Origin of the sequence: Martelella mediterranea DSM 17316 (assembly GCF_002043005.1) — a bacterium.
GTDB lineage: Bacteria > Pseudomonadota > Alphaproteobacteria > Rhizobiales > Rhizobiaceae > Martelella > Martelella mediterranea.
Window position 1 is genome coordinate 2372537 of sequence record NZ_CP020330.1, and the last position, 15253, is coordinate 2387789.

Here is a 15253-nt window from a genome sequence, read left to right on the forward strand (position 1 = left end):
GCCCCGGAGGGGAGAGATGTCGCGAAAGCGACAGTGAGCGGGGAGTCTATCCCCGCGATCGCCCTCGCGGACTGAAAAGCTGCTTCACCCTTGTAACTTCGAATCCGCTGCTTGTGGTATAGAGCAGGTTGCGGTGGCGGACGGGAGACCGGTCACCCTGAGGGACACCAAGCCCGTGAGTGAGCAAGGGTCCTCGTCCGCCGTTCCATCGAACCCGAACAGTCGCTTGGGCCGCTCGAAGCGAAGCCCGCTTAAGCAAGGATGGGATCGGATGGACGCTCTTAACATCGGTATCGACGTCTCCAGGGATCGTCTGGATGTCGCCGCCAACACGTCTTCGATGGCCCCTTTTCATGTCCCGCGCGATCATGACGGGCTGGAGGACCTGATCGCGCGGCTGAAGCCGCTCGGGGCCGCACGGATCGCCATTGAGGCCACCGGCGGCTTCGAAACCGTGGTCGCGGCGGCGCTGGCTTCGGCCGGACTGCCGGTTGTCATCGTCAATCCGGCGCAGGTGCGGGCCTTTGCCCAGGCGCTCAGCAAGAGGGCCAAGACCGATCCGATCGATGCAGCCGTGATCGCCCGTTTCGCCGAGGCCACAAGGCCCGCCCTGCGGCCGCTGCCGGACGCCGAAACCCAGGCCCTGGGTGATCTCGTCGCTCGCCGGCGGCAGATCATCGCCATGATCGGCGCGGAAAACCAACGCCTGAAGCGATCGTCTCAGCGCACGGCCAAGAGCATCAACCGGCTCCTCAAGGCGCTGCAGAAGGAACTCACCGACATCGATCAGGACATTGACGACAGCATTCGCCGATCGCCCCATTGGCGGGCCAAGGTCGAGCTCATGAAGTCTGTCCCCGGTATCGGTGACCAGATCGCCCGCACCCTGATCGCCGAACTGCCGGAACTCGGTACGCTCGACCGACGTCAGATCGCCGCTCTCGTCGGTCTGGCTCCATGGACGCGTCAGTCCGGCCAATGGCGCGGAAGGAGCTTCATCGGCGGAGGACGCGCCGGCGTCAGAACGGCGCTCTACATGGGAGCCCTCGTTGCAGCGCATCACAATCCAAGCCTCAGGGCGTTCAGGGATCGTCTGGTCGCTCATGGAAAACCTAAACTCGTGGCCATCATCGCAGTCGCACGAAAACTCATCACCATCCTCAACGCAATCCTCCGGGACAATCATCCATGGCGCGAACAAAACGCTTGACCAGAAAGACAGTCGCTCACTCCCCCTTTCGGGGGTATCTCTCCCGCAAGCGGGAGAGAATATAGGGAGCGAGCTTCGACTGCTTTATGCTCAGAAGCGTTCGCCCGCGCGGGTTTGACACGGTGCCGTGGGCCGCGACTTTCTTTCAGTCGCGCAATTTGGGGTGCACAAAGCGGTTCTGATCGGTTATCAGAATGGCCAGGGCGTTTGCGTTTGCGGGGCCCGTATCCGGTTCGGGGCTCTTGATGAAGACGATCACGATTGCAGTTGTTGCGCTGATGGCGCTTTCCCTTAGCTCCTGCGGACGACGCGGGCCGCTGGAAGTGCCGCCGCCCACGCCCGAACAGCAGGCGCGCGCCGCGAAGACGCAATCCGAACCGACCATCCGGCTTGCCCCCAATGACAAACCGATCGTGTTCGACGGCTCGGGCGACGATGTCATCAATGCCGGGCCGGATGCCGCCGTCGACGGCGAGCCCTTCCTTCTCGATCCACTGCTTAACTGACGCAGGCCAGACGTGAACCATTTCGAATATCGCGACGGCGTTCTCCATGCCGAGGGCGTTTCCATTCCGGCGATCGCGGCGGCCGTCGGCACGCCGTTCTATTGCTATTCCACCGCCACCTTCACGCGCCATTACAAGGTCTTCGCCGAAGCCTTCGCGGGCACCGATGCGCTGGTCTGCTACGCGGTCAAGGCCAATTCCAACCAGGCCGTGCTGAAGACGCTCGCAAACCTCGGCGCCGGCATGGACGTGGTGTCGGAAGGCGAATTGCGCCGTGCGCTCGCCGCCGGGGTTCCGGCCGAAAAGATCGTGTTTTCCGGCGTCGGCAAGACCGTGCGCGAGATCGATTTCGCGCTCGATGCCGGCATCTACTGCTTCAATGTCGAATCCGAGCCTGAACTGGAGGTGCTGAACGCGCGCGCCATGGCAAAGGGCGTTGTCGCCCCGGTCTCCTTCCGCATCAATCCGGATGTGGATGCGAAGACCCATGCGAAGATCTCCACCGGCAAGAAGGAAAACAAGTTCGGCATCGCGTTTTCGCGCGCCCATGATGTCTATGCCCATGCGGCGAGCCTGAAGGGCATTCGCGTGACCGGCATCGACATGCATATCGGCAGCCAGATCACCGAGCTTTCGCCGTTCCGCGATGCCTTTCGGCTGATGCGCGAGCTGGTCACGGAGCTGCGCACGGCCGGCCACGAAATCGACCATGTCGATGTCGGCGGCGGGCTCGGCATTCCCTATCAGTTCGACAACAACCCGCCGCCGGAGCCGCTCGCCTATGCCAGCGTCATCCGCGAGGAACTGGCGGGGCTCGACTGCCGGATCGTGGCCGAGCCGGGGCGGATGATCGCGGGCAATGCCGGCATCTTCGTCACCGAGGTTCTGTATGTGAAGGACGCCGAGGCGAAGAGCTTCGTCATCGTCGACGGGGCGATGAACGATCTGATCCGCCCGACGCTCTATGACGCCTGGCACGATATCCGCCCGGTGGTGCTGAAGCCCGGGGCGGAGCGGATGACCGCCGATGTCGTCGGCCCGGTCTGCGAGACCGGCGATTACCTGGCGCTGTCGCGCGAGATGCCGCGCCCCGAACCCGGCGATCTGTTCGCGGTGATGACGGCGGGCGCCTATGGCGCGGTCCAGGCCGGCACCTACAATACCCGCCTTCTGGTGCCGGAAGTGCTGGTTGATGGCGACCGCTTTCACGTGGTGCGTCCGCGCGGCAGCTATGACGAACTGATCGGCCTCGACTCGCTGCCGGACTGGCTTTAGGCCGGTCGCGGGAATGTGAACCGGGAATTTGCCGGCCTCACCTCGCTATCGACACAAAGCGTGCTATTCTGAGGCCATCACGCCGCGCGACAACAGGGGCTCATGACCGGGCAGAATCACACTGCGGGAAAACCCAAAGACGCTGTCGATGACGCGCTGACGCGCCGCATCCGCCGCAAGCGCGCGCTCACGCGTTTCAATCTCTTCGTTGAGTCTCTTGCGCCCCGGCTGTTGTGGCCGGCAGCGGTCGTGGCGCTTTATGTCGCGCTGTCCTGGCTCGGCGTGTTCCTGCTGCTGCCGTTTGCCGTCAGGATCGCGCTGCTGTTCTTCCTCGTCGCCGGTTTCGTCGTCAGCCTGTGGCCTCTGCGTCATCTGCGCATTCCCTCGGCCCACGCCGCCGAGCGGCGGCTGGAGGCGCATAACGCGCTTGCCCATCAGGCGATTTCGGTGCGCCTCGACCGGCCGGCGCGGCAAACGCCGGAGGCGATGGCGCTGTGGCAGGCCCATCAGCGCCGCATGGCCGAACGCCTGCTGGAGATCGACAGCGGCCTGCCGAAGCCGGACCTCGCCGCCGTCGACCCCTATGCGCTTCGCGCGGTTCCGGTTCTTTTGCTGTTCGTGGCGTGGTTCTATGCCGGTCCCGACAGCGCGTCGCGGCTTGCCGATGCCTTCGCGCCGCCTGCGGGCGAGGGTGAGACGCAGGTGGCGCTCCGATTCGATGCCTGGATTTCGCCGCCCGGCTATACTCGCAAGGCACCGGTCTATCTTCAGGCCGATGGGGAGGAGGCGATCACCGGCATTCCCGAGGGCTCGGTGCTGACCGTCCGGCTTTCCGGCGAGGGCGCGGACCAGCCGATCACCTTCACGCCCGATAGCAGCGAAGAGGCCCAAGCGCCCGCCGAGGCCGAACAGGGGGCGCTCGCCAACAGCGCCAGTTTCTCGCTATCCTCCGGCGGTCGGCTGGAAGCGGCCGGGCGAAACTGGGAGATCACGGTCGATCCCGACGAAGCCCCGATGATTGCGTTCAAGGGCACGCCGAAGGCGGCGGCGAACGGGGCGCTGGAACTCGAATACACCGTGACCGACGATTACGGGGTCACCCGCGCCCATGCCGAGATCGCGCCGGCCGGCGATGTCGATCCGCATGCCGAGCCGGTCTATCCGCTGCCGGAGTTTCCGCTCAACATGCCGGGGCGTTCGTCTGAGGATCATTCGGCCTTCACCAGCCGCAATCTGACGGAGCATCCGCTTTCCGGCAAACCGGTGACGATCACGCTGATCGCCGAGGATGCGGCCGGACATGTCGGCAAAAGCCCGGCGCTGGAGATGGTGTTGCCGGAGCGCACCTTCCGCAACCTGCTTGCCGGTTCGGTGGCCGAGCAGCGCCAGATTTTCGCGCTCGACACACGCCGCATGCCGGAGGCGCTGCAATATAGCGCGGCGATCACGCTCAGGCCGGAGGAAACGATCCCGGACCTCACGCAATTCCTGCTGATCAAGTCGGCGCAGACCCGGATGGCGCTCGCCCATGACGATGACAGCTATCGCGATACAGCCGATTACATGTGGGATATCGCCACCGGCATAGAGGACGGCGCGCTGTCGGATGCCGAGCGGCGGCTGCGCGAGGCGCAGGACGCGCTGAGCGAGGCGCTGGAGAATGGCGCTTCGGATGCCGAGATCGCCCGGCTGATGCAGGAATTGCGCGAGGCGATGCAGCAATTCATGTCGGAAATGGCCCAGCGCATGCAGCCCTCCGAGCAGATGCCCGGCGACCAGCAGACGCTGCGCCAGCGCGATCTCGACAATCTTCTGAACCAGCTTGAAAACCTCGCCCGCTCCGGCAATCGCGATGCCGCCCAGCAGCTTCTGTCGGAATTGCAGCGGATGATGAACAATCTCCAGCCACCGTCTTCCACCGCCCAGCAGCAGGGCGGACAGCAGAATTCCGAGATGCGCCAACAGATCGACAAGCTCGGCGAACTGATCCAGGAACAGCAGCGGTTGATGAACGAGACCTTCGACCTCGATCAGCAATTGCAAGACCGGGAACGCTGGGGCGATCCGGAGCCTTCGCCCGGCGAGCAGGCGGAAGACGGCGAGAAAGCGCCCCGCGACATGACGGCGGAGGAGTTGCGCGAGGCGCTGAAACAGCTTCAGGAGCAGCAGCAGGGTTTGGCCGAGCAATTGTCCGAAATGCAGCAGAAGCTCTCCGAACTCGGCATGCCGCCGGCGGAAGGCTTCGATCAGGCCGGCGAGGCCATGGAAGGGGCAGCGGGCGCGCTCGGCGAGGGGGAGGGCTCCGCGGCCGTCGAGGGGCAGGGCAACGCGCTGGAGGCGCTGCGCCAGGGCGCGCAGCAGATGATGAATTCGATGATGGCGCAGGGCCAGGGTCAGCAAGGGCAGGGCCCGGGCGGACAGACCGGCTGGGGCAACCAGGCCGGGCGCGATCCGCTTGGCCGCAATCAGGGGGCCGACGGGCTCGATTTCGGTGATAATGTCGATGTTCCCGACGAGATCACCGTTCAGCGCGCCCGCGAAATTCTCGACGCCATCCGCGAGCGGCTGAACGAACAGGCCCCGCTGCCCTCCGAACCGCCTTATCTGGAGCGGCTTCTGGAACCCCAGTCACAGAACTGATTTTTGCTTCAATATGCCTTTAAAACGCACCCTTTCGGCGCCACTTGAATCAATGGCGCCCGCATCGGAGCGTCGGCATCAAGGAGTATCGTCATGTCCAAGAGATTCGAAAACAAAACCATCATCGTGACCGGAGGCGCTTCCGGCATCGGCGAGGCCTGCGTACACCTTCTGGCGCGTGAAGGCGCCAATGTGGTTGTGGCCGATCTCAACGAGGACCATGCGAAGAAAACCGTCGCCGATGTCGAGCAATCCGGCGGCAAGGCAGCCGCTTTCGCTGTTGACGTGAGCGACCCGAAGGCCGTGGAAGCCATGGTCAAATTCGCTGTCGAGACATTCGGCGGACTTTATGGCGCGGTCAATAATGCCGGCATTGGCGGCCCTTCGGCTCCGATCGGCGATTACGACATCGACGCATGGCACAAGGTGCTGAATGTCGACCTGCACTCCGTCTTCTATTGCATGAAATACGAACTGGCGGCTATCGAGGCATCGGGCGGCGGGTCGATTGTCAACATGTCGTCAATTCTGGGAACCAACGGGTTTTCGACGGCGCCTGCTTATGTGGCCTCGAAACACGCCGTGGTCGGCATGACGAAATCGGCGGCGCTGGAATATTCCAAGCGCGGTATCCGCGTCAATGCCGTCGGCCCCGGCTTCATCCGCACCCCGCTGCTTGACGAAAACCTGGAGCCGGAGGATATCGAAGGCCTCGTCGCGCTCCACCCGATCGGCCGGCTCGGCAAATCCGAGGAGGTCGCCACCCTGACGGCCTTCCTGCTCTCTGAAGACGCCTCCTTCGTCACGGGCAGCTATCATCTGGTGGATGGCGGCTACGCCGCGCAGTGAGGCAAGCAAAAGGCCGTTGCCCTCCGCGGGCAGCGGCCTTTTCAAAACTGCGGCGGTTGTAGCCCGGCTTTATGCCGCCAGCGCGCGAGCAACGGCCTTGCGGATATCGGGCAGCGCGAAGGGTTTGGAGACCACGTCGACGATCTTTTCCATCAGGTCGTCGGCGCGTTCGCGCTGTTCGGCAAAGCCGGTCATCAGCAGGATCTTGGTGCGCGGATGGTCGTGCGCGGTGGCGTGCGCCAGCGCGATGCCGTCCATGATCGGCATGCGGACATCGGAGAGCAGAAGGTCGTAGTGGCTTTCGCTCAGGAGTTCGAGCCCCTCGGCGCCATCGCAGGCTTCTACCGTCTCATGCCCGTCGAGCCGCAAGGCGCGGGCGACAAACATACGCAGCGATGCCTCGTCTTCGGTGATCAGAATCCTCGCCATGGCGCTATCCAGTTCTCTCTGTCTTTCAAAACCCGTATTGCAAACCTGTTGTTCCAGGCTTTGTTGCAATGGAGATGACCAGAACTTTCCTAGCGAGAGGTAAACATCGAAATGTGGCGGTTTATGTAGTTAACAAGCTGTTCGGACTGTATTTATGCTTGATTAAGCATCCCCGGTCACCACGCCGACGAAAGGAAGCTCGCGGAAGGCATAGGCGACGTCCATACCGTAGCCGACAACGAACTTGTCGGGGCAGCGGAAACCGGCGTAATCCGCCTCAAGCGCTTCCTCGCGCTTGTTCTGCTTGTCGAGAAGAACGGCGACCGAAACATTGGCCGCGCCGCGCTCCAGCATCAGTTCGCGGGCGAAACGCAGCGTGCGGCCCGATTCGAGAATGTCGTCGATCAGCAGGATGTCGCGGCCCTCGACCTCGCTGTCGATATCCTTGACCATCCGCACGGACTTGCCGACCGTGCCGGTGCCATAGCTCGACAGCGTCATGAATTCGACTTCCGGCGCGAGGCCGACCTTGTGCAGCGCGCGGATCAGGTCGGCGGCGAACACGAAGGAGCCCTTCAGGATCGCGATCACCAGAAGGTCCTGCGACGGGCCGCTGGCAATCTCGCGGGCGAGCTCCTCATTGCGCGCGGCAATTTCCTCGGGCGAGAACAGAACTTCGATCTTTTTGCCGCGGACGACATGCATGGCGCGCTCCCTTGCCTCCAGCGCTGAGCCGTAAGGGCCGGAAACGCCGTATATGTTTGAAGATGGCCGGTTTTACTGGGTTTGGCCGGGCGGGGCAATCGCAAGGCCGGGCGCAACCGCGCCTTGAGGCCAAAACGCCGTGGATATCCGCCAAAATCGCATAACTTGCGGCCTGTTCACGACCTGTTATTCATAATCGCGGATAATGGAAGGGATCGAACGACGAGGACAGTATCAGGGCATGGCACTGATTCAGTTTGAAAATGTTGGCCTGCGCTATGGAATGGGCCCGGAAGTCTTGCGCGACATGACCTTCGACATTCCAAGGAACTCCTTCCAGTTCCTGACCGGCCCGTCCGGGGCGGGCAAGACCACGCTGCTCAGGCTGATGCTGATGGCGCTGCAGCCGACGCGCGGCCTGATCCGCCTGTTCGGCCGCGATGTCGCCGTCATTCCGCACAAGGAACTGCCGATGCTGCGCCGCCGGGTCGGCATCGTGTTTCAGGATTTCCGCCTGCTCGACCATATGACGACCTATGAGAACGTCGCGCTGCCGCTCCGGGTGCGCGGCAAGGACGAGGTCTCCTACCGCAATGATGTGATCGAACTCCTGAAATGGGTCGGGCTCGGCGAACGGCTCCATGCCCGCCCGCCGGTGCTGTCCGGCGGCGAGAAGCAGCGCGTGGCAATCGCCCGCGCGCTGATCGACCAGCCGGAAGTGCTGCTCGCCGACGAGCCCACCGGCAATGTCGATCCGCCGATGGCGCGGCGTATCCTGAGCCTGCTGGTGGAGCTCAACCGGCTGGGCACCGCCGTTGTCATCGCCACCCATGATATCGCGCTGATGGACCGCTATAATGCGCGCCGGATGATCCTTTCGGAAGGAAGGCTCGATATTCATGACTAGGCCGCCCCGCTCGCTTCGCGATCCCCGCATCGAGGAAAGAGAACGCGCCGAACGACGCCTTGCCGAACAGCGCGCGGAGGAAGAACGCCTCCTTGAAGCGCGGCGGCTGGAGGAAATCCGCCAGCAGCAGGAGGAGGTCGCGCGACGCCAGGCGGAACAGCAGCGCCAGCTTGCGCAGCGCCGCGCGGAGGAACTGGAGAAGCGGCGCGCGAAGGAGCGCGAGGCGGCGCGACAGCAAGAGACCCGGCGGGTAGAGGCCGAGCGGGCCGAAGAGGCCCGGCGGGCGGCGCAGGCGCGGCAGAAGGCAACAAGCCCGACGCCCGCATTCCGGTCGCGCGCTAACCCCGTGCCGCAAGGGCAGGAGACGCCGGTTGCGCGGCGCGCCGAGCCGTCCCGTCCGGGCGCTGCTCCATCCTCGGAGCCCACATCGACGAAGGCGCGGACCCCGCGTCCAGCCCCCGGCTCCAAGTCCGGCGGCAAGACCCGCTTTCAGCCCGCGCGCCAGGCACCGCGCAAGCCGACGCCGATCGTGCCGCCCTCCAATGTCCAGACGCGGGCGTTGATGGCCGTGGTGACGATCATGGCGTTTCTCGCCTGCCTGACGCTCGGCGCCGTCTCGATGGTGCGCGCGACGGCTGAAAGCTGGCAGGGCGGCATCTCGCGCGAGGTCACGATCCAGATCAAGCCGCGCGAGGGCCGCGACATGAACCAGGCGCTGCTGAACGCGCGCGACGTGGCGCTCCAGTTTGTCGGTACGCTGGACGGAAGGGTGGTCGATGAGGCGGCAACCGAGCGGCTCCTGGAGCCGTGGCTCGGCACCGGGCTTGATTTCGACATGCTGCCGGTGCCGCGGCTGGTGATCGTCACCATCGACGAGAACAATCCGCCCGATTTTACGGCCATGGCCGCGGCGCTGCAAAAGGCGGTGCCGGGCGCATCGCTTGACGATCATCGCGCCTGGGTGAGCCGGTTGTCGGCGATGGCGGACGCCACCACCACGATCGGCGTTTCGATCATGGCGCTGGTGTTTTCGGCCATGGTGCTGACGGTGGTTTTCGCCACGCGCGGCGCGCTTGCCGGCAGTCGCGATATCGTCGAGGTTCTGCATTTCGTCGGCGCGGAAGCCTCGTTCGTCGCCCGCCAGTTCCAGCGCCATTTCCTCAATGTCGCGCTCAAGGGCGCGTTTCTCGGCGGGGCGCTGGCCTGCCTGTTTTTCGTGCTGGCGCGGTTCTGGCAGCGGCGCTATCTGGCGACCCCTGGCGCGGACCAGACCACGGCGCTGTTCGGCACGATCTCGATCGGCTGGGGCGCCTATTTCGGCATCCTGCTCACCATCGTCGCGATCGCCGGTCTGACGGCGCTGACGACGCGGCTGACGGTGATCAGGACAATCCGCGAGATCGACATCGTGCGCTCGGACCCGGAGCGGAGCGATACGGGCTGATTTTTTCGAATTGCTTCTCCGACCTGACGCCTGAATTTCAACTCTATTTCCTGTGTTGTATAGGTTGGCGGGTCAACCGTCTGATTCGGACGGTTTCACAAACATTCAGAGAACGACCCCGCGAGCCGGGCGCAGAACTGGAAATGGATCGGGCATGGCGGAAAGGGAGCGCAAGCCGCATGGCAAAGGCGGCAGCGAACGCGGGACGCGGCGTTCTGCCGCCGGCCGTCTCGCGCGCCTTGTCGCCTTCCTGCTTCTTTTGATCGTGCTGGTGTTCGGCGGCGGTTTTGTGGCGTTCTGCTACAACGCGCTGACCGCAAGACCGCCGCAGATTTACGAGACCGATGCGATCGTGGTGCTTACCGGCGGCTCGCGCCGGATCGAGGAAGCGTTCGCGCTGCTGGAGGCCGGCGCGGGCGAGCGGCTGCTGATCTCCGGCGTCAATCCCTCGACCACGCCCGAGAGCATCCTCAACGTGATCGGCGGCGACAGCCAGCTTTTCGAATGCTGCGTCGATGTCGGCTATGAGGCGCTGGATACCTACGGCAATGCCGTTGAAACCCGCAAATGGATCGAGGAGCACGACTACCGGCGCATTCTCGTCGTCACCAGCGCCTACCACATGCAGCGCGGTCTTTTCGAGCTCAGGCATATCGATCCGGATACCGTTTTCGTCGGCTATCCGGTGCCGTTCAGCGACCAGGATGCGTCGTGGCGGCAGAGCCTTCGCTATCTGAGGATTCTCGGCTCCGAATACATGAAATTTCTCGGCGCTCACCTGCGCGCCGAGACCGGGCTTTCGGCGCTTGCGCCGGCCGGGGAGGGGAATTGATGGGAATGATCCGCTCTGCGGCTTTCAATATCGCCTTCTATGTCGGAACTGCGGTGTTGATGATCGTGCAGTCGCCCTATTATTTCCTGGCCTCGCGCAAGAACGCCTATCGGGTGGTGGTCCAGGGCTGGGGCCGCTTCGTGAACGCGCAGATGCGGCTCTGGGCCGGCGCGACGTTTACCATCGAGGGGCTCGAAAACCTGCCGGACGGGCCCTGCATCATCGCCCCCAAGCATCAGTCGGCCTGGGACACGATCATGCTGCTGCCGTGGATCCCGGATTCGGTGTTCATGCTCAAGCGCGAGCTGATCCAGATGCCGCTGTTCGGCTGGTATCTCAAGAAACAGCGCCAGATCGCCGTCGACCGGGCGCAGACCGGCCGCGCCATGGCGGATGCGATCGCGCGCACCAAGGCCGAGGTCGAGACCGGGCGCCAGCTCGTGATCTTTCCGGAGGGAACGCGCCGGCCGCCGGGGGCAGCGCCCGACTACAAGCGCGGCATCCAGCGGCTCTACCGCGATCTCGGCGTGCCCGTCATCCCGGTGGTCATGCATCCGGGCCTGTTCTGGCCGCGCGGCAGTTTCCGCCGCCAGGGGGGACATTTCAAGGTCCGCATCCTGCCGGCGATTGCGCCCGGAAAGGAGCCCCGGCAGTTTTTCGACCAGCTTGTCGAGACCATGGAGCGCGAAAGCGACCGCCTGCTGATCGAAACCGTCGATGCCAATCCGCATCTCGACCTGCCGGAGGTGACGCGCAAGCGCGTTGCGGAACTGCGGGCGTCTGACGGAGCTTAGAGTCCGTCCTTGCGCACCGGGCGCGGCTGCTCGTTCTTCAGGAGGCCAGCGATCGTCTCCAGCGCCGCGTCATTGATCTTCATCTCGCGCAGGTGGTCGACGGTGTTCAGAAGATAGTCGCGATTGGCGCCCGACTGGCCATGGCCGCCGCGCACCAGTTCGGCGGCGTGGTCGAGATCGAGCTTGCCGGCATATTGCTCATGCGCATGATCGACCACATAGGTTATGGCGGGCACATTCTCGCCCGATGACAGCCGGACAGGCAGCACCAGTTCGCGGTAGACGCGGGTGACGAGTTCGCGACCGCGCAGATAGGCGAGGATCTCCTCCTCGTCCTTGACCCTGGCGGCGAGCGCCACGCCCTCGCAGAAACCGCCGCGGTCGAGACCCAGCACCAGGCCCGGCTTGTGGGCGGTGCCGCGGTGAACGTGGGAATAGACGCAGAGGCTGCGGTGATAGCCCGCAAGCCGGGCGGGCATGCGTCGGTGGGTCGCAAAACCCGGATTCCACATCAGCGAGCCGTAGCCAAATACCCAGAATTCGTCCATATGCTATGCCTGACACCGTTGAGTTCCGAAATTACAATGAGGCCCATGATGGCGAGATCAACCCGAACGCGCAAGTTTCTGAAATGGACGCTGACCGTTCTGATTGCCGTGATCGTCGCCTATGCCCTCGGCTGGTTCTATATCGCCCGCACCGTGAAGGCCCGGATCTTCACGCTGCTTCAGGGCCAGGGTCAGCAAAATGTCGTCGTTAACTGCGAGGACATCGGCTATAACGGCTTTCCCGCCAAATTCGGTTTCTTCTGTGACGACCTGCATGTGCGTGACCGGACGTCGGACTCGGTTTTCGACGCGCCGCAACTTATGGCCGAGGCGCCGGTCTATTCGCCGTGGTCGGTTCTGGCGACGCTCACCGGTCCCGCCACGCTGCAAAACGACGCCGGCATGCTGTTGCGCGCGGAGTGGCAGGATTTCGGCGGCAAGCTGATCTACAGGGGCGGCGCGCCGCGTCTCGTCTCTTTCGATTTCGAGGCCGTGACCGCCCGTTTCGCCGATCCCCAAGGCCGTCAGGGAACGCTGACGGCGGAGCAGGGGCAGGGGCTGGTGCGCAATGACAACGGCGATCTCGATGTCGCGCTGAACCTGAACGAGGCGGTTCTGCGCCCGCAGAACAATGCCGAGGCCTTGCCCGCCGTTTCGGTCAACCTTCTGGCGACCGTCGATGACGGCGGCGCGCTGCTCGAGACCGATTTCCACCCGCAAATGCTGCGCGGCAAGAGCGGCATCGTCAACCAGGCGGCGCTCGCGATCGGCGAGAGCCAGTCGATGATGGCGGTCTCGGGCCGCTTCGCCTTCGACAAGGACGGCTATCTCGATGGCCGCTTCAGCTTCGAGCTGACGGGCATAGACGGCGTCGCCCAGCTTGCCGCGCTCAGCTTCCCCGGTGCCGCCGGCGTCATCAATTCCGTCACCGGCCTGGTCAAGAACTTCACCGGCGGCCAGCGCACCGTGACGCTGGACGTTCGCGTCGAACATGGCAGGGCTGTGCTCGGCTTCATCCCGCTCGGCAAGATACCGCCTCTTTGACGTGATGCGCTAATCTTTGTCGTCGAGCGCGTGGCGGCCGAAGTCGGCGGCCTCGACATCCTGTCCGGCCTCGATGATCGAGCGGCGGATGTCGCGGGTGCGGCTGAACAGTTCGAACAGCTTGTCGCCCTCGCCCCAGCGGATCGCGCGCTGAAGATAGGCGAGGTCTTCCGAAAACCGCGCCAGCATTTCCAGAATGGCATCGCGGTTATGCAGGCAAACGTCGCGCCACATGGTGGGGTCCGAGGCCGCAAGGCGGGTGAAATCGCGAAAGCCAGAGGCGGAATACTGGATCACTTCCGATTCGGTCACCGTCTCCAGATCGTCCGCCGTGCCGACGATATTGTAGGCGATGATATGCGGCAGGTGCGAGACAATCGCCAGCACCTTGTCGTGATGATCGGCGGCCATGGTGTCCACCCGGGAGCCGAGCGCCTGCCAGAACTGCGTGAGCTTGTCGAGGGCGACGGGATCGGCGTCTTCCGCCGGTGTCAATATGCACCAGCGGCCCTTGAACAGGCCTGCAAAGCCGGCATCCGGCCCGGATTTCTCCGTGCCCGCGATCGGGTGGCCGGGAATGAAATGCACGTTCTCCGGCACGAATGGCGACATCTGCGCGATCACGGAGGCCTTGGTGGAGCCGACATCGGTAAGGATGGCGCCGGGCTTCAGATTGGGGGCGATGCGCTCGGCCACCGCGCCGGATGCGCCGACGGGCACCGACACGATCACCAGATCCGCACCGCGCACCGCGTCTTCGGCGGAAGCGGTATAGCGGTCGCCAAGCCCCAGTTCCTCCGCCCGTCGCAGCGTTTCCGGCGAGCGCGTCGAGACGATGATCTCGCGGGCAAGCCCCTTGGCGCGGATATCGCGGGCAAGCGAGGAGCCGATCAGGCCGATGCCGATCAGCGCTATGCGTTCGAAAGCAATCATGCCTTTTCCGTTTCCGGCGCGGCGGCCAGGAAAGTCTTCAGCGCTTCGATGACGCCCAGATTGGCCTCTTCGGTGCCGACACTCATGCGCAGCGCATTCGGGAAGCCGTAGCCGGTAACGGCCCGCAGGATATAGCCGCGCGCGCTCAGATAGCGGTCGGCGTCGGCCGCGCGCTTGCCATCCTCGTCGGGGAAATGGATCAGCACGAAATTGGCGACCGAGGGCGTGACCGAAAGGCCGAGCGCGGTGAGTTCGGCCGTCAGCCGCTCGATCCATTTCAGATTGTAATCGACCGCGGCCCGGGTGAAGGCGTCGTCCTTGATCGCCGCCGTCGCCGCCGCGATGGCCGGTGCGTTGAGGTTGAAGGGGCCGCGCACGCGCTCCAGCGCCGCGATGATATCGGTCGGTCCGTAAAGCCAGCCGACCCTGAGTGCTGCAAGCCCGTAGATTTTCGAAAACGTCCGGGTCATCACCACATTGGCGTTGTCGGCGACCAGTTCCAGCCCGGCCTCGTAATCATTGCGGCGGACATATTCGGCATAGGCGGCGTCGAGCACCAGCACCACGTTTTTCGGCAAGCCGGCATGGAGCCGCCGGATTTCGGAGAACGGCACATAGGTGCCGGTCGGGTTCGCCGGGTTGGCGATGAACACCACGCGGGTCCGGTCGGTCACGGCATCAAGGATCGCGTCGACATCGACCCGCGCGTCCTTTTCCTTCACGGTGACGGGTGTGGCGCCGTTTGCGAGAATCTGGATCTTGTAGACCAGGAAGCCGTGTTCGGTGATGATCGCCTCGTCGCCCTCGCCGAGATAGACATGGGCGATCAGGCCGAGCAGTTCGTCCGAACCGTTGCCGCAGATGATATTGCCGATGTTGAGGCCGTATTTGGCGGCGATCGCCTCGCGCAGGGCGCTCGACTGGCCGTCGGGATAGAGCTCAAGGTGCTCGCCGATAGCCTGCATGGCGACGATCGCCTTCGGGCTCGGCCCGAGCGGCGTCTCGTTCGATGACAGCTTGTGAACCTTGTCCGTGCCTTCGCCGTGGGACTTGCCGGGCACATAGGCGGCGATGTCCATGATGCCGGGGCGCGGCGTTGGCTTGATCATCTGTTCGGTCATCGGAAACCTCGAAAAA

General features: G+C 64.1%; 15 protein-coding genes. 10 read left to right on the top strand and 5 right to left on the bottom strand.

All coding sequences use genetic code 11. The features are described 5' to 3' along the window. Positions 1 to 271 precede the first annotated feature (271 nt). The 5 genes from Mame_RS11085 to Mame_RS11105 all read left to right on the top strand — a co-directional run bounded on the left by Mame_RS11085 (position 272) and on the right by Mame_RS11105 (position 6480). On the top strand, positions 272 to 1210 hold the full coding sequence (locus Mame_RS11085; RefSeq protein WP_079920753.1) for an IS110 family RNA-guided transposase: 939 nt from the start codon (positions 272 to 274) through the stop codon (positions 1208 to 1210). 245 nt (positions 1211 to 1455) lie between these two features. Continuing rightward, complete coding sequence (gene lptM, locus Mame_RS11090) at positions 1456 to 1716, top strand: LPS translocon maturation chaperone LptM (RefSeq protein ID WP_155122085.1); 261 nt, start codon at positions 1456 to 1458, stop codon at positions 1714 to 1716. A gap of 12 nt (positions 1717 to 1728) precedes the next feature. After that, positions 1729 to 2991: a diaminopimelate decarboxylase gene (gene lysA / locus Mame_RS11095; protein WP_018063866.1), complete on the top strand. Its 1263-nt coding sequence runs from the start codon at positions 1729 to 1731 to the stop codon at positions 2989 to 2991. A 102-nt stretch (positions 2992 to 3093) separates the two neighbouring features. Then, a complete protein-coding gene (locus Mame_RS11100; RefSeq protein WP_018063865.1) occupies positions 3094 to 5631 on the top strand; it encodes a TIGR02302 family protein in 2538 nt (845 codons plus the stop codon). Positions 5632 to 5724: 93 nt separating this feature from the next. Further along, positions 5725 to 6480 carry an SDR family NAD(P)-dependent oxidoreductase gene (locus Mame_RS11105; protein WP_018063864.1) on the top strand — a complete coding sequence of 252 codons (756 nt, stop codon included), beginning with the start codon at positions 5725 to 5727 and terminating at the stop codon, positions 6478 to 6480. 69 nt (positions 6481 to 6549) lie between these two features. On the opposite strand, the gene Mame_RS11110 is transcribed toward Mame_RS11105, so the two are convergent. Together Mame_RS11110 and hpt are read right to left on the bottom strand one after the other, a co-directional pair. After that, positions 6550 to 6909: a response regulator gene (locus tag Mame_RS11110; protein WP_018063863.1), complete on the bottom strand. Its 360-nt coding sequence runs from the start codon at positions 6907 to 6909 to the stop codon at positions 6550 to 6552. A gap of 162 nt (positions 6910 to 7071) precedes the next feature. Further along, a complete protein-coding gene (gene hpt, locus Mame_RS11115) occupies positions 7072 to 7614 on the bottom strand; it encodes a hypoxanthine phosphoribosyltransferase (protein WP_018063862.1) in 543 nt (180 codons plus the stop codon). Positions 7615 to 7861: 247 nt separating this feature from the next. Between hpt and ftsE the strand changes: the two genes are divergently transcribed. The 4 genes from ftsE to Mame_RS11135 all read left to right on the top strand — a co-directional run bounded on the left by ftsE (position 7862) and on the right by Mame_RS11135 (position 11591). Continuing rightward, a complete protein-coding gene (gene ftsE / locus Mame_RS11120; protein ID WP_026173310.1) occupies positions 7862 to 8521 on the top strand; it encodes a cell division ATP-binding protein FtsE in 660 nt (219 codons plus the stop codon). A 562-nt stretch (positions 8522 to 9083) separates the two neighbouring features. After that, on the top strand, positions 9084 to 9965 hold the full coding sequence (locus Mame_RS11125) for a cell division protein FtsX (RefSeq protein ID WP_051085087.1): 882 nt from the start codon (positions 9084 to 9086) through the stop codon (positions 9963 to 9965). A gap of 154 nt (positions 9966 to 10119) precedes the next feature. Next, the gene (locus Mame_RS11130) at positions 10120 to 10797 is read left to right on the top strand and encodes a YdcF family protein (protein ID WP_018063859.1); all 678 of its coding nucleotides are present in this window, start codon (positions 10120 to 10122) and stop codon (positions 10795 to 10797) included. Further along, complete coding sequence (locus Mame_RS11135; RefSeq protein WP_018063858.1) at positions 10797 to 11591, top strand: lysophospholipid acyltransferase family protein; 795 nt, start codon at positions 10797 to 10799, stop codon at positions 11589 to 11591. Before Mame_RS11130 ends, Mame_RS11135 begins: the two co-directional genes overlap by 1 nt. Here Mame_RS11135 and Mame_RS11140 read toward each other — a convergent pair. Continuing rightward, positions 11588 to 12139, bottom strand: a complete 552-nt coding sequence (locus Mame_RS11140) for a gamma-glutamylcyclotransferase (RefSeq protein ID WP_018063857.1) — start codon at positions 12137 to 12139, stop codon at positions 11588 to 11590. The two genes, Mame_RS11135 and Mame_RS11140, sit on opposite strands and share 4 nt — an antisense overlap. A gap of 48 nt (positions 12140 to 12187) precedes the next feature. Between Mame_RS11140 and Mame_RS11145 the strand changes: the two genes are divergently transcribed. Continuing rightward, on the top strand, positions 12188 to 13183 hold the full coding sequence (locus Mame_RS11145) for a DUF2125 domain-containing protein (protein WP_026173309.1): 996 nt from the start codon (positions 12188 to 12190) through the stop codon (positions 13181 to 13183). Positions 13184 to 13192: 9 nt separating this feature from the next. Here Mame_RS11145 and Mame_RS11150 read toward each other — a convergent pair whose 3' ends face one another. Both Mame_RS11150 and hisC read right to left on the bottom strand, forming a co-directional pair. Then, positions 13193 to 14116: a prephenate/arogenate dehydrogenase family protein gene (locus Mame_RS11150; protein WP_018063855.1), complete on the bottom strand. Its 924-nt coding sequence runs from the start codon at positions 14114 to 14116 to the stop codon at positions 13193 to 13195. Beyond that, the gene (gene hisC / locus Mame_RS11155; RefSeq protein WP_018063854.1) at positions 14113 to 15237 is read right to left on the bottom strand and encodes a histidinol-phosphate transaminase; all 1125 of its coding nucleotides are present in this window, start codon (positions 15235 to 15237) and stop codon (positions 14113 to 14115) included. Before hisC ends, Mame_RS11150 begins: the two co-directional genes overlap by 4 nt. Between the last annotated feature and the right edge of the window lie 16 nt (positions 15238 to 15253).